The sequence below is a fragment of the Streptomyces sp. NPDC019937 genome (assembly GCF_040631655.1).
Lineage (GTDB): Bacteria > Actinomycetota > Actinomycetes > Streptomycetales > Streptomycetaceae > Streptomyces.
Map to the genome: position 1 here is coordinate 57,800 of NZ_JBEYAL010000042.1, position 21,273 is coordinate 79,072.

22 protein-coding genes are annotated in these 21,273 nt (G+C 71.6%); 13 read left to right on the top strand and 9 right to left on the bottom strand.

Going from position 1 to position 21,273, the window contains the following annotated elements; all coding sequences use genetic code 11:
• The first annotated feature begins 21 nt into the window (after positions 1-21).
• Together ABZ562_RS33035 and ABZ562_RS33040 are read left to right on the top strand one after the other, a co-directional pair.
• Entirely contained in the window at positions 22-1,002 is a 981-nt protein-coding gene (locus tag ABZ562_RS33035) for a sporulation protein (protein ID WP_361486787.1), read from the top strand.
• A gap of 107 nt (positions 1,003-1,109) precedes the next feature.
• A complete protein-coding gene (locus tag ABZ562_RS33040) occupies positions 1,110-1,565 on the top strand; it encodes a TerB family tellurite resistance protein (RefSeq protein ID WP_361486789.1) in 456 nt (151 codons plus the stop codon).
• A 30-nt stretch (positions 1,566-1,595) separates the two neighbouring features.
• On the opposite strand, the gene ABZ562_RS33045 is transcribed toward ABZ562_RS33040, so the two are convergent.
• Both ABZ562_RS33045 and ABZ562_RS33050 read right to left on the bottom strand, forming a co-directional pair.
• Positions 1,596-2,534, bottom strand: coding sequence for a M56 family metallopeptidase (locus ABZ562_RS33045; RefSeq protein WP_361486791.1), 939 nt, complete (start codon positions 2,532-2,534; stop codon positions 1,596-1,598).
• 5 nt (positions 2,535-2,539) lie between these two features.
• On the bottom strand, positions 2,540-2,935 hold the full coding sequence (locus tag ABZ562_RS33050; RefSeq protein ID WP_361486794.1) for a BlaI/MecI/CopY family transcriptional regulator: 396 nt from the start codon (positions 2,933-2,935) through the stop codon (positions 2,540-2,542).
• Between the two features lie 138 nt (positions 2,936-3,073).
• Here ABZ562_RS33050 and ABZ562_RS33055 point away from each other — a divergent pair, with 138 nt between their 5' ends.
• From ABZ562_RS33055 to ABZ562_RS33070, 4 genes are all read left to right on the top strand, one after another.
• Positions 3,074-3,649: a TerD family protein gene (locus tag ABZ562_RS33055; RefSeq protein ID WP_361486797.1), complete on the top strand. Its 576-nt coding sequence runs from the start codon at positions 3,074-3,076 to the stop codon at positions 3,647-3,649.
• An 81-nt stretch (positions 3,650-3,730) separates the two neighbouring features.
• The gene (locus ABZ562_RS33060) at positions 3,731-4,498 is read left to right on the top strand and encodes a hypothetical protein (RefSeq protein ID WP_361486799.1); all 768 of its coding nucleotides are present in this window, start codon (positions 3,731-3,733) and stop codon (positions 4,496-4,498) included.
• 40 nt (positions 4,499-4,538) lie between these two features.
• A complete protein-coding gene (locus ABZ562_RS33065; RefSeq protein ID WP_361486802.1) occupies positions 4,539-5,120 on the top strand; it encodes a TerD family protein in 582 nt (193 codons plus the stop codon).
• Positions 5,121-5,179: 59 nt separating this feature from the next.
• Positions 5,180-5,344 (top strand): twin-arginine translocase TatA/TatE family subunit, encoded by a 165-nt coding sequence (locus tag ABZ562_RS33070; RefSeq protein ID WP_361486804.1) that lies wholly within the window; start codon positions 5,180-5,182, stop codon positions 5,342-5,344.
• Between the two features lie 4 nt (positions 5,345-5,348).
• On the opposite strand, the gene ABZ562_RS33075 is transcribed toward ABZ562_RS33070, so the two are convergent.
• Entirely contained in the window at positions 5,349-6,074 is a 726-nt protein-coding gene (locus ABZ562_RS33075) for a DUF899 domain-containing protein (protein ID WP_361486807.1), read from the bottom strand.
• A gap of 507 nt (positions 6,075-6,581) precedes the next feature.
• On the opposite strand from ABZ562_RS33075, the gene ABZ562_RS33080 reads away from it, so the two are divergent.
• Complete coding sequence (locus ABZ562_RS33080; RefSeq protein WP_361486810.1) at positions 6,582-8,777, top strand: PQQ-binding-like beta-propeller repeat protein; 2,196 nt, start codon at positions 6,582-6,584, stop codon at positions 8,775-8,777.
• A 91-nt stretch (positions 8,778-8,868) separates the two neighbouring features.
• A complete protein-coding gene (locus ABZ562_RS33085) occupies positions 8,869-10,266 on the top strand; it encodes a DUF1996 domain-containing protein (protein ID WP_361486813.1) in 1,398 nt (465 codons plus the stop codon).
• 288 nt (positions 10,267-10,554) lie between these two features.
• On the opposite strand, the gene ABZ562_RS33090 is transcribed toward ABZ562_RS33085, so the two are convergent.
• From ABZ562_RS33090 to ABZ562_RS33110, 5 genes are all read right to left on the bottom strand, one after another.
• The gene (locus tag ABZ562_RS33090) at positions 10,555-11,883 is read right to left on the bottom strand and encodes a YrhB domain-containing protein (protein ID WP_361486815.1); all 1,329 of its coding nucleotides are present in this window, start codon (positions 11,881-11,883) and stop codon (positions 10,555-10,557) included.
• A 7-nt stretch (positions 11,884-11,890) separates the two neighbouring features.
• Positions 11,891-12,178: a YrhB domain-containing protein gene (locus ABZ562_RS33095; RefSeq protein ID WP_361486818.1), complete on the bottom strand. Its 288-nt coding sequence runs from the start codon at positions 12,176-12,178 to the stop codon at positions 11,891-11,893.
• Positions 12,179-12,239: 61 nt separating this feature from the next.
• Entirely contained in the window at positions 12,240-13,913 is a 1,674-nt protein-coding gene (locus ABZ562_RS33100) for a putative T7SS-secreted protein (protein ID WP_361486821.1), read from the bottom strand.
• Positions 13,913-14,572 carry a hypothetical protein gene (locus tag ABZ562_RS33105; protein WP_361486823.1) on the bottom strand — a complete coding sequence of 220 codons (660 nt, stop codon included), beginning with the start codon at positions 14,570-14,572 and terminating at the stop codon, positions 13,913-13,915. Before ABZ562_RS33105 ends, ABZ562_RS33100 begins: the two co-directional genes overlap by 1 nt.
• Positions 14,572-15,000: an SseB family protein gene (locus ABZ562_RS33110; protein WP_361486826.1), complete on the bottom strand. Its 429-nt coding sequence runs from the start codon at positions 14,998-15,000 to the stop codon at positions 14,572-14,574. Before ABZ562_RS33110 ends, ABZ562_RS33105 begins: the two co-directional genes overlap by 1 nt.
• Before the next feature lie 189 nt (positions 15,001-15,189).
• Between ABZ562_RS33110 and ABZ562_RS33115 the strand changes: the two genes are divergently transcribed.
• Together ABZ562_RS33115 and ABZ562_RS33120 are read left to right on the top strand one after the other, a co-directional pair.
• Positions 15,190-17,295 (top strand): restriction endonuclease, encoded by a 2,106-nt coding sequence (locus tag ABZ562_RS33115; protein WP_361486828.1) that lies wholly within the window; start codon positions 15,190-15,192, stop codon positions 17,293-17,295.
• Between the two features lie 70 nt (positions 17,296-17,365).
• Complete coding sequence (locus tag ABZ562_RS33120; protein WP_361486830.1) at positions 17,366-17,911, top strand: hypothetical protein; 546 nt, start codon at positions 17,366-17,368, stop codon at positions 17,909-17,911.
• Between the two features lie 14 nt (positions 17,912-17,925).
• On the opposite strand, the gene ABZ562_RS33125 is transcribed toward ABZ562_RS33120, so the two are convergent.
• Positions 17,926-18,990, bottom strand: a complete 1,065-nt coding sequence (locus tag ABZ562_RS33125) for a hypothetical protein (RefSeq protein ID WP_361486832.1) — start codon at positions 18,988-18,990, stop codon at positions 17,926-17,928.
• A gap of 240 nt (positions 18,991-19,230) precedes the next feature.
• On the opposite strand from ABZ562_RS33125, the gene ABZ562_RS33130 reads away from it, so the two are divergent.
• The 3 genes from ABZ562_RS33130 to ABZ562_RS33140 all read left to right on the top strand — a co-directional run bounded on the left by ABZ562_RS33130 (position 19,231) and on the right by ABZ562_RS33140 (position 21,181).
• Positions 19,231-19,482 (top strand): hypothetical protein, encoded by a 252-nt coding sequence (locus ABZ562_RS33130; RefSeq protein WP_361486835.1) that lies wholly within the window; start codon positions 19,231-19,233, stop codon positions 19,480-19,482.
• A gap of 12 nt (positions 19,483-19,494) precedes the next feature.
• Positions 19,495-20,649: an SPFH domain-containing protein gene (locus tag ABZ562_RS33135; RefSeq protein WP_361486838.1), complete on the top strand. Its 1,155-nt coding sequence runs from the start codon at positions 19,495-19,497 to the stop codon at positions 20,647-20,649.
• 100 nt (positions 20,650-20,749) lie between these two features.
• Positions 20,750-21,181, top strand: a complete 432-nt coding sequence (locus ABZ562_RS33140) for an NUDIX hydrolase (protein ID WP_361486840.1) — start codon at positions 20,750-20,752, stop codon at positions 21,179-21,181.
• Positions 21,182-21,273: the final 92 nt, after the last annotated feature.

The window sequence follows — 21,273 nt, forward strand, 5'->3', positions numbered from 1 at the left end:
ACGTAAGGAGTGGACGCCACGATGGTGTTCAAACGACTACTCGGCTCACTCGGTGTCGGCGGCCCCACCGTGGACACCGTGCTGGACAGCGGCCCCGTACGTCCCGGCGGGCCGCTGAGCGGGCAGGTCCGTCTGCAGGGCGGCAAGGCGGACTTCGAGATCGAGTCCATCAGCCTGGACCTCGTCGCGCGAGTCGAGGACGAGCACGGGGACGAGGAGCGCGAAGGCGTCGTCGTCTTCGACCACTTCACGGTGGGGGGCGGGTTCCGGCTCGGTGAAGGGGAGCAGCGCAGCCTGCCGTTCACCATTCAGCTTCCCTGGGAGACGCCCGTCACCGAGCTGTACGGGCAGCCGCTGGGCATCGTGCTCGGGGTCCGTACCGGGCTGGAAGTGGCGAGCGCGAAGGACAAGGGCGATCTGGACCAGCTGACGGTGGGTCCGCTGCCCGTCCAGGAAGCGATCCTGGAGGCGCTGGGGCAGCTCGGGTTCGGCTTCAAGTCGGCCGATCTGGAGCTGGGACACATCGGCGGTACGGGGCAGCGGCTGCCGTTCTACCAGGAGATCGAGCTGACGCCCGCCCCGCAGTACGCCCACGCCCTGAATGAGCTGGAGGTGACCTTCCTCGCGAACCCCGGCGGCCTGGACGTCGTCCTGGAGGCCGACAAGCGCGGCGGGTTCTTCTCCGGCGGGCATGACGCCCTCACCCGCTTCACCGTCGGCCATGACGGGGTCGAGCACCGCGACTGGAACGAAGAGGTCGACGCCTGGATCCGGCAGCTCGTGGAGCAGCAGCCCAGCCGGGCGGCCCACGGCTCCCACGGGTTCGGGGAGCACCACCACGACGACCACGGACACGGACACGGGGAGCGCCGCTCCGGGCCCAGCACGGGGGCCATCGTCGGCGGTGTCGCGGCGGGCGTCGCGGTCGGTGTCGTCGGCGGCATGGTCGCGGCGGAGGTCGTCGACGAGATCGGCGACGCGTTCGAGGACGAAGAGGACTGAGCCCGCTCGGACACTCGGCCACTCTGCTAACTTCTACATTAGTGTAGAAACAAGCCCGGGCCGGCCTTCCTCCGGCCCGGGCGCCCCGACGATGTACGGAGTTGGTCATGGCCCTGTGGGACCGCATCAAGGATTCCGCCCAGACGATGCAGAGCCAGCTGCTCGCCAAGAAGAACGACCTCAAGAGCGGCGCGTTCCGCGACGCCAGCATGGCGATGTGCGCCCTGGTCGCGGCGGCGGACGGCTCGATCGACCCGTCCGAGCGGCAGCGCGTCGCCCAGCTGATCGCCACCAACGAGGTGCTGCAGAACTTCGCCGCCGACGATCTGCGGTCGCGCTTCGACGACTACCTCGACAAGCTCACCACCGACTTCGACTTCGGCAAGGTCAGCGTCCTGCAGGAGGTGGCCAAGGCGAGGAAGAAGCCCGCCGAGGCACGCGCCGTCATCCAGATCGGCATCGTCATCGGCGGCGCCGACGGCGACTTCGACAAGACCGAGCGGGCCGTGGTCCGCGAGGCCTGCTTCAGCCTGGACCTGGACCCCGCCGAATTCGATCTCTGACGAGGCCCCCGGGGGATGCCCCGGGGCCCGTCACAGCGGGGTCGCCGCCTGGAGGACCCGGATGAGCGCGATCGCCGCGTTCGCCGAGGACAGCGCGGACGCGGTCGTGCCGCCGGCGGCGACCCAGGCGGCGACGCCCGCCGCCGTGCAGGCGGGCGGCCAGTGCCGGGCGGACGGCACCGGGCCCAGCAGGGCGGCCACCCGGCGCGGGACGGGGCCGGGCGCGGCGAACCCGGCCAGCGTCGGGGCCGGGGTGCCACGGGAGACCAGCGCGGCCTTGCCGACCGCCCTGGCCACGACCTTGCGGTCCGCCACCGCGCCCGCCGCCTCCTCGTCCGCCCACCGCTCGGCGCAGTAGGCGACCGCTTCCCGCAGCGGGCGGAGCAGGGGGTTCGCCCGCGCCGCCAGCTGGGCGGCCAGCAGATAGCGGTGGTGCCGTCCGGCCAGGTGGGCGTGCTCATGGGCGATCAGGGCGCGCCGCTCGGAGGCGTTCAGGCAGGCGAGCATCGCGGTGGAGACGACGATCCGGCCGGGCTTGCCGGACGTGGCGGGCAGGGCGTACGCGTACGGCTCGTCGTCGGGGAGGGTGGTGACCGGTTCGTCGGCCAGTCCGGCGACCGCCTCCTGGGCGCGCCGCCGCGCCCGGCGGTGCCGCCGGACCGTACCGGCGCAACCGACGGCCACGGGGACGAGCGCGACGATGGCCGCCTTCCCGGCCACCTCGTCGAACGGCACCGCGGCCCGCACCTCGGGGTCCGACCAGCCGTCCGGCAGCGGGTTGCCCGGCAGCTGGGCGGTGCCGACGACCACCAGCAGCACCAGGCACAGCGTGGAGCACACCGCGAGCACGCCGCCCACCAGCGACAACAGCCGGGTGGCGCGGCGCGGATGGAGGTACTGCTCGGCCAGACGCGTGATCGGCAGCGCAGTTAACGGCAGGACCAGGGGCAGAAAGACGAACATACCCAAGGCGCTCAGTCACCCTCCGCTTCACTCAGCAGGCCGCGCAGCAACCGCTCGTCGTCGGCCGTCAGCCCCGTCACGAAGCTGGCCAGAACCGCCCCCCGGTCGCCCTGGCCGTCCAGCACCCGGCGCATCCGCAGCGCCGCGAGCCCCGCCTCGTCCGACTGCGCCTGCCATACGAACGACCGGCCCGCGCGCTCCCGGGTCACGGCCTGCTTCGCCTGCAGCCGGGACAGGATCGTCATGACCGTGGTGTAGGCGAGGTCGCCCTCGAGCCGTTCCTGCACCCAGGCGGCCGTCACCGGGCCCTCCGCCTGCCGCAGCACCGCCAGCACCTGCGCCTCCAGCTCCCCCTGGCCGCGCCGGCGGAAGCGCGGGTGCGGTTCGTCCTTGTCCTGGTCCCTCACGCCATCTCCCTCCAGCACGCCGCTCACAACCAGCCGAAAGCTGACGGTACAGGGTCCGCGACCGCCATCCGCCCACCCGAATACTTCTACAGTGCTGTAGATTCTTCTGTGTCCGCATCCGGCATTCAGGAGGAGATCGTGGGAGTTTCCCTGTCCAAAGGCGGCAACGTCTCGCTCAGCAAGGAGGCGCCGGGCCTGACCGCGGTCCTGGTCGGCCTGGGCTGGGACGTACGGACCACCACGGGCGCCGACTACGACCTCGACGCCAGCGCCCTGCTGTGCGACGAGGCCGGGAAGGTCGCGTCCGACCGGCACTTCGTGTTCTACAACAACCTCACCAGCCCCGACGGTTCGGTCGAGCACACCGGCGACAACCTCACCGGTGAGGGCGAGGGCGACGACGAGTCGATCAAGGTGAACCTGGCGGCGGTCCCCGCCGGCGTCGCCCGCATCGTCTTCCCCGTCTCCATCCACGACGCCCAGAGCCGCGGCCAGAGCTTCGGCCAGGTCCGTAACGCCTTCATCCGGGTGGTCAACCAGGCCGACAACGCCGAACTCGCCCGCTACGACTTGAGCGAGGACGCCGCGACCGAGACCGCGATGGTCTTCGGCGAGCTGTACCGCCACGGCGCGGAATGGAAGTTCCGCGCCGTGGGCCAGGGGTACGCCTCGGGCCTGGCGGGCATCGCCTCCGACTTCGGCGTCAACCTCTGACACCCGTACGGGCCGACCGCCGGGCCCGCGCCGGAAGGCCGCGCCCGGCGGTGGGAGCCCGCATTCACCGAGGACACTGACATGACCGGCACACCACCCGAGTTACGGCCGGAGGACGGACCCGACTTCGAGCGGGTGCTGCGGCAGGCCCTGAACACCACGGAGATCCGCGCGGCCCTGCGGCGGGACGGCGCCGCCGGGGGCGCGGCGGCCGAGCGGCTCCGCGCGCAGGCGCTCGCCGAGCGCGCGGGCATCGCCGCGGCCGCCGGCCCCGAGTACGCCGCCTACCTGCGGCAACGCGCCATGGATGGCTCTCGCGTCCGCGCCGGCCGGGCCCCCGGGGCGCCATCCGCCGCGACGGGCGTGCGCGGACTGCTGCCCGCGGTCGCGGTCCTGGCGCCGGTGCTGGCGGCGGCCGCGACCGCGGTCTTCCTGCTCCTCGGCTACCTGCTGGGGCTCAGCTCCTCGGGGCGCGAGCTGGGTGACGAGCTGCTGACCGCGGGGCAGGCCGCCGCCGTGATCACGGCGGTGACGACGGCGGGCGGAGTGGTCTGGATCCTCATCACCGCTGCTCGCCACCGCGCCCCGGCGACCGGCCCGAGCCGTCCTGCCACCCCGCCCGGTGGCGCACCGGGCGTGGCCGAGGCCCGCGAGGCATGGCGGCGGGCCCTCCTCGAACGCGGCGTCCTGCCGTTCCTGCGCGCCCGGCTGCGGCAGGCACGGCCGGGCGACCGGACCGCTGCTCCCGGCCGCCGCCCACGGCTGGGCTACAGCAGCCCGGATTTCGCCGCCCCCGAATACACCGGCCCCGGCTTCACCGTGCCGCCGTCTTCGTACGACACCGCATGACAACCCGGAAACGTGAAACTGGAAACGCGAGAGGAAGCACATGACCGTGAATCTGGCCAAGGGCCAGCAGATCAGCCTGAGCAAGTCCGACGGCGGCGCGCTCAGCGCGGTGCGCATGGGCCTGGGCTGGCAGGCCGCGCCCCGCAAGGGCTTCTTCGCGCGGATGACCGCCCGCGACATCGACCTCGACGCCTCGGCGGTGCTGTTCGCCGGGCGGCAACCGGTCGACGTGGTCTTCTTCCAGCATCTGAGCAGCGACGACGGCTCCGTACGCCACACCGGCGACAACCTCGTGGGCGGCACCGGCCAGGGCGGCGACGACGAGTCGATCCTGATCGACCTGGAGCGGGTCCCGGCCCAGGTCGATCAGATCGTCTTCACCGTGAACTCCTTCACCGGGCAGACCTTCGAGCAGGTGGAGAACGCCTTCTGCCGTCTGGTCGACGAGACCAACGGCCAGGAGATGGCCCGCTACACCCTCAGCGGCGGCGGCCCCTACACCGCCCAGATCATGGCCAAGGTCCACCGCTCGGGCGGCGCCTGGCAGATGTCGGCGATCGGCGAGCCCGCCGCCGGACAGACCTTCCAGGACCTGCTGCCCACCATCGCCGTGCACCTCTGACCGGGCCTTCGACCGGCGCCTGATCTCACGTGACCGCATCCGACTGAAAGCAGACACCCATGCTGGGGCTCAGCGAGCTGGCTCTCCTCCTCATCGTCGTGATCGTCGTCATCGGGGCCAGGAAACTCCCGGATCTGGTCCGCTCCCTGGGCAAGTCGGCCCGGATCTTCAAGAGCGAGACCAAGGCGGTGGAAGCCGACCGCGACGTCCGCCCGCCCCGGTGAGGGCTCAGGCGGGCAGGTGGCGGGGGCCGCGGCGGGTCTGTTCCAGCCATTCCGGGGCCGGTTCGGCGTCGCCGTAGGCGTCGTGCCAGTTCCACCAGTCGTACGGCGGGGTCTGGGGGTAGCCCTCGGGGGAGTCCTCCCAGGTTTCCTGCCGTCCGAGGGCGGTCATGTCGAGGTAGCTCCAGGTGTTGCCCAGCGCCTCGTCGCCGCGGGCGTTGATGAAGTAGGTGCGGAACACGCGGTCGCCGTCGCGGATGAAGGCGTTCGTGCCGTGCCACTCGTCCACGTCGAAGTCGGCGTCGAAGTCGTCGGTGATCGTGTACCAGGGCATCGTCCAGCCCATCCGCGCCTTCACCGCCTCGATGTTCCGCTGGGGCGCGCGCGAGGCGAAGACCAGGGTGGTGCCGCGGGCGTGCAGATGGGCGAGGTCGCCGACGTGGTCGGCCACCATGGAGCAGCCGCGGCAGGCGTGGTCGGGCCAGCCGTAGACGCCGGGTTCGAAGAAGGCGCGGTAGACGATCAGCTGACGGCGCCCCTTGAACAGGTCGAGCAGGCTCACCGTGCCCTCGGGCCCCTCGAACGCGTACGGCTTCTCCACCGCCACCCACGGCATCCGGCGACGCTTGGCGGCCAGCGCGTCATGGGCCCGGGTCAGCCGCTTCTCCTCCACCAGCAGCTCCCGGCGTGCCTCTTCCCACTCCTGCGGCGAAACGATCGGGGGTGTCTTCATGGCGATGTCCCCTTCCGGGCGGGCCGGTCCGCGCTCCCTCCCGTCCAGGGTCGGTCGCCGTGGGCGCGGGCGCACGCCGTATCACCGAACGTACGTTCGATGATACGTCCGCTCCAGCAGAAAGCCCCAGGCCACTGGCCTGGGGCTGAGCTGATGCGCGAACGGCTCCTCCTTGCAGCGCGTGGGAGTGGGTCTCTCCGGGCGGGGTGACGATGAGGCTGGTGAAGGTCGCGCCGGAGCCGTCGGAGCTGCCGCTCGCGCCGGACTGCGTGTCACCGGACTTCTTGTCGGCGGATGCGCTGCTGTCGCCGGAGCCCTGGGAGGAGGAGTCGTCCCCCTGGCAGGCGCTGAGCGAGAGCCCGGCCGCGACGGCCAGGGCGGTGACGCCCCGCGCCGGTGACCCTCCCGGGCGACGCGCACGGGGGTGTGGTGCTGTGGGGGCCGGGGCGGGGCGGCCTAATGTAGGGGGCGGTCACGGGCGTTGGGGAAGGGAAAAGGGGAACGGCGATGCCGCTGAGTACCGATGATCCGGCGTCCATAGGCGGCTACACGCTGCTCGACCGGCTCGGTTCGGGCGGTATGGGCGTCGTCTACCTGGCGCGATCGGCCTCGGGGCGGCAGGTCGCGGTCAAGCTCGTGCACGCGCAGTACGTGCAGGACGAGGAGTTCCGGGCCCGCTTCCGGCAGGAGATCGCGGCGGCGCGCAGGGTGAGCGGGGCGTTCACCGCTCCGGTGGTGGACGCCGATCCGGAGGCCGAGCGGCCGTGGATGGCCACGCAGTACGTGCCGGGGCCCACCCTCGCCGATGTCGTGCGGCAGGACGGGCCGCTGGGCGGGCGGGAGGTGCGCACGCTGGGGCTCGGGCTCGTCGAGGCACTGCGGGACATCCACCGGGCCGGCGTGGTGCACCGGGACCTGAAACCGGCCAACATCCTGATGGCCGAGGACGGGCCGCGCGTCATCGACTTCGGCATCTCGCGGGCCGCCGACAGCCAGACGCTCACCCTGACCGCCGGGCGGGTGCTCGGTACGCCGCGCTTCATGTCGCCGGAGCAGCTGCGCAGTCCGCGGGAGGTCACCGCGGCCTCGGACGTGTTCTCGCTGGGGGCGCTGGTGGTGTACGCGGCCACCGGGGTGGGGCCGTTCGACGCCGAGAGCCCGTATCTGTCGGGGTATCAGGTGATGTACGAGGCGCCGACGCTGAGCGGGGTCCCGGAACCGCTCATCCGGCTGGCCAAGCGGTGCCTGGACAAGGACCCGGCCGCGCGGGCGGGCCTGGACGAGCTGCACCGCATGCTCGGCGCGCTGCCGGACTTCGCCGCCGTGGCTCCCCCCGAGGCGGCCCCGGTACGGGCGCAGGCGCAGCCCGCGCCCGCGGAGGCGGAAACCCCGGAGGCGGAAACCCCGCAGGCGGAGGGGCCCGGCGGGAGGCGCCGGAAGCGGCTGATCCTCATCGGGGCCGGCGCCGTGGCCGTCGGGGTGCTGGTCGCGACGGCGGCCTACGACCTGACGACGCGCACGCCGCCGTACCGCCCCTCCGCGTCCGCCACCGACGACACGGGCCCCGTGTCCCTGCCCGAGGGCTGGCGCCCGTGGCGGACGACGCTGCGGTACGAGGCCCCGCTGCCCCCGCTCGTGTACCAGGACGCCGCGTGCGTACCGGACCACGCCACCGCCCTGTACTGCGGCGGCAAGGGCTTCACCGTCGCCAAGGTGGACGCCGCCACCGGCCGCGTCCAGTGGCGCAGCGGCACCAGGCCGCAGGACGCGCGCCCCATCGGGGTACGGGACGGGCTCGTCTACGGCTACTCCGCGCCGGAGAACGAGAGCCGCCGCATCGTGGCCCTGGACACCGGCACCAAGAAGCAGCGGTGGGTACGCGAGATCAGCCAGTCGGCGTCGGTGCGCCTGTTCCGCGGCGGGCTGCTGACGCTGTCGCCCGACGACCGGCAGCTCTCCGCCTACGGGACCTCGGGCCGGCTGCTGTGGCGGTCGCCCGCACCGGAGGGGCAGTTCTGCGATCCGGCGACACCGGTCGCCTCCGGCGCCCCGTACGCCCTGTGCTCGCCCCTCACCTCGTCCGGGCTGAGCGCCGAGGGCCCGTACACCCTGCTGCGGTTCGACCCCGGCGACGGTGCGCGGCGCGCGCTCGCGACCCTCCCCCGGAAGTCGCTGAGCCTCGGCTCCGACGACGGGGCGCCCGTCTTCCTCGCGCCGCAGACCGCGAAGGAGGTGTACGAGGCCGGATACGAGCGCCCGTACAACGCGCTGATCCGGGTGGATCCGCGCACCGGAGACACCACGCGCATCCCCCTGCGGCAGCCCCTGCGCGGCACGGCCACCCTGCTGAACGGGGTGATCTACGCCGTCCGGACCGACGGCACGGTCACCGCGGTGTCGGCACGCAGCGGAAAGCAGCTGTGGCAGCGGACGACGGAGACGGAGAGCCTGTCCGCGCCCGTGGAGTCCAAGCGCTACGGCAGGCTCTACTTCGCCAACCGCTTCGGCCGTCTGCTGGCGCTGGACAGCGACACCGGGGCCGAGGTGTGGCGCACCGCCGCGCTGGACGCCCCCGGGGACACGGCGCAGGAACGGCCGCCGTCCGTGCTGCTCGTGAAGGACGCGATCGTGGCGATGGCCGGGGACACGGTGTTCTCCGTACGCCCGGACCACCCCACGGCGACGCCGTCCGCAACGCCTTAGCTTGCGGTGCTTTCTCGCCACACCTTCAGCCGCTACGGCCACCGATGAGCGGAACCGCCCCGGTTTTCGTATCGCAGTACGACAACTACCAATGAGGGGCGTAGTGGTGAGGTACAAGAAGAGACACAAGCGGTCCCGCGTGCTCGTCGTGTCCGCTGTCGGCGTCACGGCTCTGGCGATCGGCGGCGGCGCGCTGCTGATGACCGACAACAACGCCTCGGCCGGACAATCCCCCAACCGGACCGAGGCCGCCCGACAATCCTCGATGACCATCCAGTGTCCCGACGTCGCCACCCGGCTGTCGGACGTGCCGCAGAAGGCACGGCCCGCCGTCGACAAGGAACTGGCCCAGATGGACACCCAGGTCGCCGACGCCTACAAGCGGCTCGCCGCGCCGGGCACCAAGGCCGCCGACCAGGAGTGGGTGCGCACCCGCGTCCTGGAACCGCTGTCGACCCAGCGCCGCGGCGCGCTGAACCGCATCGCCACCCGGATGGGGCAGGGCTCGCAGGCGGCGTCCGGGCTGGGTTCGATGGCGTCCTGCACGGTCAAGCAGGGCGGGACGAATGCCGTGGCGGCCGCCCCCGCGGCGGCCGGCGCGCAGGGCTCCGGCCCCCAGAAGGCCGACTTCGTGGACATCCGCAAGGTGCAGCCCAACGTCAAGAACCCCCGCCAGCAGGCAGGCGCCTCCAAGGGCACCTTCTCCTCGCGCTGCGGACGCAACGAGAACAAGAAGTTCAACTCCGACAACGTCATCGTCGCCCCCGGTGTGAGCAACGGCGCCCACCACATGCACGACTACGTGGGCAACCAGAAGAACGACGCCTTCGCCACCGACCAGGTCCTCGCCACCGCGACCACCTCCTGCACCAACGGCGACCGCTCCACCCACTACTGGCCCGTGCTGCGCCTGCGCAACGGCAAGAACGAGAAGGACGTGAACGCCCCGGGCGGCGGCACCGAAGGCAACATCGGCACCATCCTCCAGCCCGCCTCCGTCCAGCTCACCTTCCGCGGCAGCGCGGTCGGCAAGGTCGTGGCGATGCCGAAGTTCCTGCGGATCATCACCGGTGACGCCAAGGCCTTCACCAACGGCACGGCCAACGCCAACGCCTCCTGGAGCTGCACCGGCTTCGAGAACCGCCAGCTCAAGGACAAGTACCCGCTGTGCCCCAAGGGCAGCAACGTGGTGCGGACGTTCAAGTTCCAGAGCTGCTGGGACGGCCGGAACAGCGACAGCGCCAACCACCGCACGCATGTGGCCTTCGCCGGTGCCAACGGTGCCTGCGGCAAGGGCTTCAAGGCCATCCCGGCCCTGACCCAGCGCATCACCTACAAGATCGCGCCGAACTCGGTCTTCGCGGTGGACAGCTTCCCCGAGCAGCTGCACAAGCCGGTCACCGACCACGGCGACTTCATCAACGTGATGTCCGACTCGCTGATGAAGCAGGCCGTGAAGTGCATCAACAGCGGCCGTAAGTGCGGCTGACGCGACACCGCACCGTCCGGGCCCGGCCCGGCAGGATGGCTGCCCCCATCCTGCCGGGCCGTTTCTCCAGGTCGGCGGCGGTGCCGAGGACGGCTGGGCCGCAGCGATCTCCCAGGCCGTCCCTCCCGCGCCTGCCGGGGGTGGTTGTCCCGGTGCGACATGTTGAACTGGGCCGCCTGCTGGAAGGCCTCCACGATGCTGTCCGGGGTGTTTCAGGCGTCCGAATCGCTCCCGGGCATGGCCCCGGGCCAGTGGGTCCGAGGCCATGGACAAGCAATAACAGCGGTGTCAGCGGTAGCGGATGAGGTGCATGCGCCACGCGGCGAGGGCGTTCAGGTCGGTCACCGGGTGCTCCGAACCATCGATGATCGCGTTTCCCTCACCGGTGCGCAGCGCGGTGAGGACCAGCCCCACGGTCTCCCGCCCCTTTCCGTCGGTACGGCGCACCCAGATCAGCGCGCGCGCTCCGACGGGCAGGGTGGAGAGTTCGGCGAGCAGTGAGTCCCACCCCACGTGTTCGGACGCCGACAGCGGTCGGCCCAGTGCCTGGAGCGTGGCGGGAAGCCAGGCAGCCGGTCCGGGACGGGGCGGTGGAGGCGCCTGGAGTGCGCCGTCCCCCTGGCCCCGGTTCCAGGCATCGAACCATGCCCAGGGTGTGGAGTTGGGCAGGCCGAAGGGTTCGGCGGCGGACTTGGGGACCACGAGCGCCGCGTCCAGCATCGCGTGATTCACGTCATGGTGATCGAGGAAAGCCGTGGTGTTGCAGGCGAACAGCCAACCGCGCTCACGTTCGTCGTCGGGCCCGGGGGCGACCAGGACGACCGGCTCCTGGTAGGTGCGCTCGAGCCACGCCTCGGCCTTCGCCACGGCCGCGGCGAACCCGTCAGCGGGGCGTTGCCACGGCGGGGCGAGCGGGGCCCGGGGGGAACCGGCGGGCCCGCACCGCGCGAAGGTCAGGGCGCGGACGCCCTCGGTCTCCATCCGGCCGAGTCCGCTCGACATTCCGTCGAGGAGGACGACATTGCCGTTGTTGTTGTGCACGAAGAGCAGATGCCCCGTGGCCTCGAGGCCCTTGATCTCGCGCCGCAGCCACACTACTCCCTGGGTACCGGGCCCCGGCTCACGCGCGGCCGCGATCACCTCGTCCCAGCCGGCGCACTCCAGCACCTCGGCTTCCGGGAAGTAACGGCGCAGCAGGATGTCCCACCACCCCGGCGCCTCGTGGGAGGGAGACCAGGGAAGAGGGCTGGACGGTGCCCCGGCCACGGCCGAGCCCACCGTCACCGCGCAGCCGCGGGAGTTGAGCTTCCGGGACTGGACCTCCGCCGTCCGCGGGGACCGCGACCTGATGAAGTCCTCGACATCACCCCACGGGTCATTGGCGGCCGGGTGGAAGGGGACGCTCCCGTCCTTCGGCACGACGACCGTCGCCGCCAGCATGGGCGTCTCGGGGTAGCCCGGCTGACGCTTGGCCCGGCAGGCGAAGTGCCAGGTGCCGAAGTCCTCGGTCACCGGCTCGGGCGCCGCCAGTTCGACCAGCCCGCGGTAGGTGGAGTCCAGCCAGGTCTGGGCCTGCCGCAGGGGGTCGAGCCCCCGCGGTACGTGGAAGTCGGACATGAGGGGGTCAGGCTCCGGTGGCGGGATTGTCCGTGGCGAGCTGGGCGACGTACTGCTCCACGGGGAGGTGGCTCGGGGGGAAGTGCGGGGCGCTGCCGTTCTTGGGGACGATCACCACTCGGGTAAAGGGCGCGAGTGCCATGTTCCCGGTGTCGAGGTATTCCTGCGAAGTGAACCGGATCGCCCAGGCCGCCGGGTACTCCTGCGACAGCTCGGGCTCCATGACGATCGTGTACTCCCCGGCGGCATAAACCGTTCCAAGGAACTCACGTGTCGCCGCGTTGGCTTCTTCCATTGAGAGCATATCCGCCTCCAGAGCATCTTTCGGGAATCTTCAGATCGCGAGGGCGACCATTCTAACGGTATGGTATGTGACCGATTCCGTTGACCACATAATTCGGGCCCCACAACTCCAACTTGCCGAGTTGCCCGGTCTGGCCGTCCAGGAAGACGGTGCCGTGCCGCGTCTGCACCGCGTTGAAAACATGGGCAGTGCCGTCAGACCGTGAGATGTAGACCGCACTTCGTGCGCCCTCTCCCCGGGCATTGAGGTCTTTGACGATGTCGTCGTAGCCCTCGACCATGTTGTAGTGGCCTTTCGGTCGGTCGTGCAGCCCCAGCTGGTGCGGAGGGATGTGATCCCCGGCCTGCTTCGGCGCCGCCGACACCTCATGTCCGTCGAGCCTGCGGTCGACCGCCACCACATTGTGCGAGCAGTTGTTTGTGTATCCGGGATGACCGGTGTTGTTGACGTCCTTCAGCCAAGGATACTGGTCGTCAATGAATGCCTTTGCCTCGTGTGGCTGCACCGAACCGGCGTGAATTGCCCTTTCAGGGGACTCCGGCGTGGCCCTCGCGAGGTGGCTCCAGTCCTTGGGCGGCGGCGGTTTCGGTATCGGCGGTTTCGGCACGGCCTTCGCCGCTTTTCCGGCGGTCAACGCCGACTTCGCGGTGCCGATGCCGCGCGTGCCCAGCATTTCCGGCACCAGTCGGCCGAAGCCCTCCGCCGGATCCTGTTTGAACCCGTTCCACGCGTTCTTGACCGTGCCCACCGGGTCGTTGGCCATACGGACCACGCCGGCCGCGGTGTTGTTCAGACCGGTGAGGTACTCGGCCGGGTGGGTGAGGTTGTAGGGGTCGGTCGGGTTCAGACTGCGACCGAAGTTGAGCACTCCTGCGCTGCCCTTGATGACGCCGCCGACGAAGTGGGAAGCGTCCAGCTGGAGTCCGGTGAGCCCGTCCTTGGCCTGTTCGCCGTAGGAAGGCTTTTCCGGGGCCAGGTCTCGGGCACCGTCGATCACTTTCTTCACGGTGGTCTGCGCCTCATTGCGCTGGCGGCGCGCCTCGGCCAGAGTCTCCTCGGCCTCCTTGATCGCGGCGGCGCCCGGGTCCGCGGCGGCGGGTTTGTCCGGCAGGCTGTCCGGGTCGCGTTCATCCTCGGGCTGGGCGTTGTAGAACGTGACGGCGGTGTTGTAGGCGTCGACCTTCTTCCGATGGGCGTCGGACGCCTTCTTGCCCCGCTTGTAGGCCTTGACCGCGAGCTTCGCCTGCCCCTGGGCCCACTCCACCGTTCCGGCGAAGTCCTTCAGGGCGGCGGCCGCCTTCTCGCACGCGTCCGCCGCCTTGTACCACCTCGGCGGCTCGATGGCGACTTTCTCCCGGAAGGCGTCGGCCGTCTTGCCCTTCAGATGGTGCGAGTCCAGACCTTTCAGCCCACCCGCGACCTTCTCGAACGCCTTCATGAAGTCGGTCAGATGACTCGCCGCGCCACGCAGCTTTTCCGGATTGCCGCGGATCAGCTTCTTCTCGTCCTCGGTCTGGTCCAGCTGCAGTTCGTCGACGTCGGCGCCGAGCGCGTTCGCCGCCTCGTCGCCCTTGTCCCGGACGTAGTCGGCGGCGTCGTTCAGACCGACGTCGTCAAGCCGGTCGGCACCCCAGTCCGTCGTCGCGTCGATAGCTCCGCCGACGTCCTCGACCCGGTCCCCGACCCAGTCCTCGACCCCGTCCGGTACGAAGTCTCCGATCCCCATCAGCCCTCACCCTGCCCGGCCACGGACTGCCGTGCCCGCTCCTCGGGCGAGGGACCGAAGGCCCGGTCGACGCCCCGGTCGAACTCCTCCTCGTCCACCCCGGCGACGGTCCTGAACAGATCGGCCTGCATACCGCCCCGGCCCTCTGTCACCAGCGACCGCCCGGTGTCCTTCCAGGTCTGTGCCATCTCGCCGCCGGCCTGCTTGAAGGATTCGGCGCTGTAGTCGGGGGCATCCGGCATGACGATGTCCCCGTACCCCTGCTTGATGACCTCGTCCTCAGTCGCATGAGGGTTGCCGACCAGGGAGTTGAGACCGATCTTGAAGGTCCCCTCCCAGTACTTGTCCTCCTCGTACATCATTCCAGCCGCGAGACCCAGCCGCTCCGCGAGCTCGTTCGCGTCCTGTACGAGGGCGCGCACGCCCCACTCCCAGCGGTCGCAGAAACCCTCGAAGGCGTCGGCGACGCTGCTGCCTCCGGCATCGGCCTTCGACAAGGCCATGTCCTCGAAACCACTGCCCTGGAGCGCGCCGGTTTTGTCCCCGACCTCCTTCAATTCACCGATGGCGTCGCGCAGCCCCTTGGTGATTTTGTCCAAGGAGTCCTTGTCGATTTTGAGATCCGGAGTGCTGGTGAGCCCGGAGAAGACGTCACTCATCAGTACAACCAGCCCATTCCATGTCCCCCGTTCCGGCCGCCGTCCAGCGCGACCTCATCCGGCACGATGCCCTTCATAGGAGGAAACATCATCGAGCCGTCCTCGTCAGCGACATCCAGCGCCACCCCCGCCGGGCCGTCCATCTGCGGGACCAGCACGTCCAGGAGCCGCGCGCCCAGCAACGCCAGGTACTCCCACGCCTCGTCGGGCGCCGCGCCACGTACGAGCGCGAAACGCGCCAGCGCCTCCTGGTCCGTAAAGGCATACAGCCATCGAATTCCGCCGTACTCGGCCGACATGAAGCCGCCCTCGGACACCGGCACCAGTACCGCCGTACGCCTGAACTCCCCGATCATTGCCATCGGATCGCCTTCACCGGCGCGCACCGCTGCTATATAGCCCGCTAGTTCCACTATGTCCCCCGGCATTCCACAATTCCCCGGCCCCTGACGCGCGATTCGACGGGGCCAGGATAGGTGTACGTACAACCGCTGCGGCATCGGCTCGCCAAGGGCGGGAAAGCGGTGGTAGCGGCCACTAGAATCGGGGCGTTGGCGCAGCTGGGGGCCGGTGCGCGAGGTGTGGGGTCCGGTGGGCCCGGGGGGAGTGGGTACCGCATGAGCCGTCGCTCCGGTCGTTCCAGCGGCCTGATCTCCCTGTGGGCCGAGGCGCAGCGGCAGCGTGAGGCGCAGGAGCGGGCGCGGGCGCGGCTGGAGCGGGAGGAGGAGCGGCGGCTGCGGGCCGCCGAGCGGGAGCGGGCGCGCGACCAGCGGGAGCGGCAGGCGGCGTACCGGCGGCAGCGTGAGGCGGACGCGCGGCGGCGTACGGAGGAACTGGACGCGCGGGTCGAGGCGTTGCGGTCGCTGCTGGTGGACGGGTGCCGGGCGGCGGCGTTCCGGCCGAGGGGGCTGATGCGGGCCGAGCAGGTCGAGCCGTTCGACCCGGGCGCGCTGGCCCGGCCCGTGCCGATGCCGGACCAGCGGCACTACCAGCCGCAGGGCGGCTGGGGGTTCGGGGCCGGGCGGCGGGCGCAGGAGGAGGCGCGGGAGCGGTACGAGCGGGACTGGCGGGCCGCGCGGGCGGCGGAGGACGAGCGGCTGCGGCGGCTGGACGCGTACCACCGGCAGTACGAGCGGTGGGCCGCGCAGCGGCTCGCGGAGCTGCGGCGGCACAACGAGGGCGTGGCGGAGCTGGCCGCGGAGGTGCGGGCCGGTGATCCCGACGCGGTGGTGGAGTACTTCACGGCGGCGCTCTACCACTCCACGTACACCTCCGCGGTGTGGCCGGAGGGCCTTCCCCGGGAGGCGTCCGCCGCGTACGACCCGGCCGCGCGCCAGCTCGTCCTGGACTGGGAGCTGCCGCGGTACGAGATCGTCCCGGCGATCAAGTCGGTGCGGTACATGCCGAGCGCGGACGAGGAGCGGGAGACGGCGCGCCCGGCCACGCAGCGCCGGGCGCTGTACCGGGAGGTGCTCGCGCAAGTCGTGCTGCTGGCGCTGCGCGACCTGTTCGCGGCGGACGAGGCGGGGGTGCTGGAGTCGGTCGCGCTGAACGGGTTCGTGGACGACCACGATCCGGCGACGGGCCGCCGGGCCCGGATCGTCCTGGCGACCGTCACGGTGTCCCGTACGGACTTCGCCGAGCTGCGGCTGGAGCAGGTGAGCGCGGTGGACTGCCTGGTCGACGGCGTACGCGGCCGCCTGTCCGCCCGCCCCGACCAGCTCGCCGCCGTGACGCCCGGGCGGACGCCGGACGATGTCGGGTCCGGTGTGCTCACCCAGGGCGGGGGCGAGGAGCCGGATCTGCTCGCGATGGATCCGTTTCGCTTCGAGTCGCTGGTCGCGGACCTCTTCCGGGCCATGGGGATGCGGGCGGTGACGACCCGGCGGTCGAACGACGGCGGGGTGGACGTGGAGGCGGTGGACCCCGCCCCGATCCGGGGCGGCCGGATCGTGGTGCAGGTGAAGCGCTACCGGGGCACGGTGCCGCCGACGGCGGTGCGCGATCTGTACGGCACGGTCCAGGGCTCCGGCGCGAACAAGGGCGTCCTGGTCACCACCTCGCGGTTCGGCCCCGGCTCGCACACCTTCGCCCACGGGAAGCCGCTGGAGCTGGTGTCCGGGGCTGAGCTGGTCGACCTGCTGCACCGGCACGGGCTGCGGGGGCGGCTGGGCGACGGGGCGGCCGCCGCCGGGGCGGGGGCCGCCGCTTCGCGGGCCGACGCCGATACGGCGCCGTCCGGTCACAACGTGCTGGGCATGTCGTGGTCGGGCGAGGTCGCCCTCGACGTCTGTGCCCTCGTCTGCGACGGCGGCCGGGTGCTGAGCGAGGACCACTTCGTCTTCTTCAACAACCCCCGCACCCCCGACGGCACCGTCAGCGCGCTGCCCGCCACCGCCCCCGACCGGGCGGCGGTCCGGGTCGCCTTCGACGCCCTGCCGCCCGAGGCCGACCGCCTCGTCCTCGCCGCGGCCGTCGACCCCGAGGTCGACCCCGGGGCGGACCTGTCCGGCTTCGCGGACGCCCGCATACGGCTCCTGGACGCGTCGGGCGCCGAACTCGGCCGGCTGGAGGTCGCCGACGGCCGCCCCGGCGAGACGGCCCTGGTCCTCGGCTCGTTCCGGCGCCGCGCGGGCGGCGACTGGGACTTCGTGGTCGGCGGGAAGGGCTATCCGGGCGGGCTGGAGGCGCTGGTGCGGGAGTACGGCATCGACGTCGCCTGACCGTGACGCGCGGCGGAACACGCGGGGAGTGGGTGTCGCGGGCACGGCTTCATCCGACATACTGCCGGGCGTGGAGCAGCGCATAGGTCCGATCACCCCGCCCGTACCCGCCGCAGGGACCGATCCGGGGCACATCCCCGGCCTGACGCCCCCGCCCCCGGACGAGACCGAGGAGGTGACGGCGGAGGCGAGGACGGCCGCGGAGGAGGCCCCGGAAGCCTCGGCGGAGGCCGTCGGCCGGCCCGTTGACGACGTCGGCGCCGACGACGCCGGTCCGGAACCGGAGGACGAGGCGGAGGAAGCGGAGGAGCAGGCCGGGGACGGGGACGGGCCGGTCTTCGACGTCTCCGACCGCCGCGGCTCGATCACCGCCAAGCGCTCCGGTGTGGTCTTCCAGCTCGACGGCGAGACCGCCGAGTTCTCGTGGGACGAGATCGGCGCGGTGGAGATCGACACCCCCCGCTTCGGCCGCCGCTTCGGCGTCACCGTCTACACGACCGCCAAGCGCTGGTACGCCGCCGACGTGGAGGCTCCGGCCCGCGGCGCCCTCAAGGAGTGGACGGCGAAGCTGGACGAGGTCCTGGACGCGTACTTCGAGGACACCGCGGCGGAGTAGCGGGCCACGTCACCTCACGGCACGCGCCAGCCGAACTGGTGGGCGCCCCTGCCCTCGCCCTCGAAGGTGACCGCGACCGGCTGGTCGCCCTCGGGCATGAGGTGGACCGAGCACATGGTGAGCGAGGACTTCGGCTTCAGCCGGGTGTGGGCCACGGCGCTGCGGCAGCCCTCGATCCCGTTGCCCGGGGCGGAGAAGTCCATGAAGGTCGTCGGCCGCAGCTGCTGTCCGCCGGCGGTGCTGACCCCGACGTTGTCCTGCATGGTGGGCAGCAACACGTGTGCGCCGGTGTTCCGGTACCGGAGGGTGACGTAGTACGGGGTCATCTTCTTCTGGTCCGCGCTCAGCTGGAAGCGGTTCAGGTCCCCGATGCCGCCCTTGCGCAGGCCGGTCAGGGTGACGGTCATCGGGACGTCGCGGTTGTCGGCCTGCCACATGGCGTCGGCGGACTGGCCGACGGTCATCAGGCCGTTGGTGCCCGCGTAGCCCTCGCCGTCGCCGATCTTCCAGGTCAGGGCGCCGCTCGCGTCGTCGGTGTAGGAGACGATCGCGGGCGTCCGGGCCTTGGGCAGCATGACGATCCGGCACGCCTTCCCCGTACGGCCCGCAGCCAGGGTCGCGGGGCCGGAGTGGTCGCACTCCTCGGGCGCGGCCGACTCGGTGGCCAGCGGGTTCGTGTTCATGAGGGCGATCGGCCGGCCGGGGGTTCCGTCGGCGAGGGTGATCGTGAAGTTGTTCTCCGGGTCGGGCCGGTCCAGCGTCTCCTCGCCGGTGTTGGTGTAGGAGACGGTGAGGTAGAAGGGCACCATCCCGTCGACGTCGCTGTCGAGCCGCACCCGTTCGAGGTCCGACTCCTTGCCCTGGACCAGCCGTTCGGGCGCCACCTTCAGCCGCCGTGTGCGGTCCCGGTCCGTCCAGGTGGCCTTCTTCGCGGCGGTCTCCATCGGCAGCGGGGGCGCGGGCTTCGACGACGCCTCGTCCGGCTTCTTCGCCGCGTCCGCCGCACCGCCGCCCCCGGCGAAACCGCCGCACCCCGTGACGAGCAGCGCCAGCGCGCCCGCCACGCTGGCCGTCCTCATGCGCACCCGCACTGTGTCCCCCGTTGTCCGTGTTCTTCCGCGCCGTCCGCGTCCGGTGTCACCGTGCTCGACGGCCCCGACAGGGTAGAACGCCGCTCCACCGGGGCTCACATGGGCTTACGTCGCGATTCGGACCCGGAACGGTAAGGGCCGCGTAATGGCCGCGCTTGCCCGTATCCGGTGCGGCGGGGGCGGACTAAGGTCGGCATGCAGTGCACATGACGAGGGGGATGCCGTCACATGGCGCGGGACGAATCCGTGATCGGTTGTACCGGGGTGCTGGTGATCGGCACACGGGGGGACGCCGGCCCGGGCGAGGTCCTGGTGCGCGTGCGGGGCGGCTCGGAGACCTTCCTCGCCTGGTCCGCCGCCCCCTTGCCGCAGGGGGCGTCGGTGCTGGTCATCGACTCCCGGGGCACCCGGCAGGTCGATGTCATGGAGTGGGCCGACCCATTGAACGCGTCGACCGGCGCGGCCGGCGACGCCGCTTGAGGGAGACGAGCGATGTTCGGATACCGCGTTCCCGCGCCTGACCAGGCGATGCTGATTTCCGGGGGCAGGCGTGGCCAAGGGGGCGCGCCGTTCCGGGTGGTCACCGGCCACGGCAAGTTCGTGCTGCCCGTCTTCCGCAAGGTGCGCTTCCTGACGCTGGCGATGTGCGAGGCGGAGGTCGCCGAGACGTGCGTCAGCCGGCAGGGCATCGTGCTGACCGTCCGCGCGGTGATCGCCTTCAAGGTCGGCAACGACACCGAGTCGATCGTCAACGCCGGACAGCGCTTCCTCTCCGACCAGGACCAGATGTCCGTCCTCACCGGCCGCATCTTCGCGGGTCATCTGCGGGCCATCATCGGCTCGATGACCGTGGAGGAGATCATCACCGAGCGGCAGAAGCTGGCCACCGAGGTGCTGGACACCTCCAAGTCCGAGATGGCGAAGATCGGTCTGATCGTGGACTCGCTGCAGATCCAGTCCATCGACGACGGCGACACCGGCTACATCGACGCGATGTCCGCCCCGCACAAGGCCGCCATCCAGCGGCAGGCCCAGATCGCCCAGGCGCAGGCCACCCAGGCGTCGGCCGAGGCGGAGCAGGAGGCGGCCCGCAACCAGGCCGAGTACGCCCGGCAGACCGCCATCGTGCAGGCCCAGTACAACGCGGAGGTGGACCGCGCCCAGGCCCAGGCCGCCCAGGCCGGACCGCTGGCGCAGGCCCACGCCCAGCAGGAAGTGCTGGCCGCGCAGACCGAGTTGGCGCAGCGGGCGGCCGATCTGCGGCAGCAGGAGCTGGTGGCCGAGATCGTGAAGCCGGCGGAGGCCGAGGCCGAGCGGATCCGGGTGCTGGCGACGGCCGAGGCGGAGCGGATGAAGATCCAGGCCGAGGCGGCGGCCTCGCACGGCCGGGTCGCGCTGGACCGCATGCTCATCGACCAGCTGCCGCAGATCGTCAAGGAGGCTTCGGCCGGGCTGTCCGGCGCCAACGTCAACGTCCTCAACGGCGCGGACGGGCTCGGCGAGCTGGCGGCCGGGCTGGTGGGCCAGGGGCTGACCATCCTGGACTCGGTACGGCGCGACCTGGGCGACGCGGAGGCGCCGTCCCGGCGTGCGGATGGCGGACGGGACGGGGGCCGGCCGGACGACGGCGTGGTCGACATCCGCTAGGGACACCGGTTCTCGGCATGAGCGGGCTCGTGCGCCCTTTGCGGGTACGGCACTTGGGCTACCGTGAGGGGCGCGCAGCCAGTCGAGAGGGCCGAGGAACGTGACCGTGGACCGCCCGCACACCGTGACCGTCGCCGGCGTCATCGTCGACGAGCGGGACCGGGCGCTGTTGATCAAGCGCCGGGACAGCAGCACCTGGGAGCCGCCGGGCGGGCCACTGGGCCCGGACGAGACCATTCCCGACGCCCTGCGGAGCGAACTGCTGGAGGAGACCGGCGTCAAGATCGCGCTTCCGGCGGCGCTGACCGGCGTCTACAAGGACATGAACGGCCTGGCCGTCTCCCTCGTCTTCCGCTGCCGGGCCCTCGACGGGACCCCCGCCACCGGCCCCCGCACCCGGGCCTGGCGCTGGGCGACCCGGGCGGAGGTGCCGGACCTGGCGTCCGAGGCGTACGCGGCCCGCATCCTGGACGCGCTCGACACCGCCGCCCCGCCCGCGGTCCGCGCCCACGACGGCGTGCGTCTGCTTTAGGGGGTGTCGTGTGGGTCAGGCCGGATCAGCGAGCGGCGTCTGGTGCGGTAGCTCGCAACCCGCGTGAGGAGAGCGCAGCGGCGCTGCGTGCG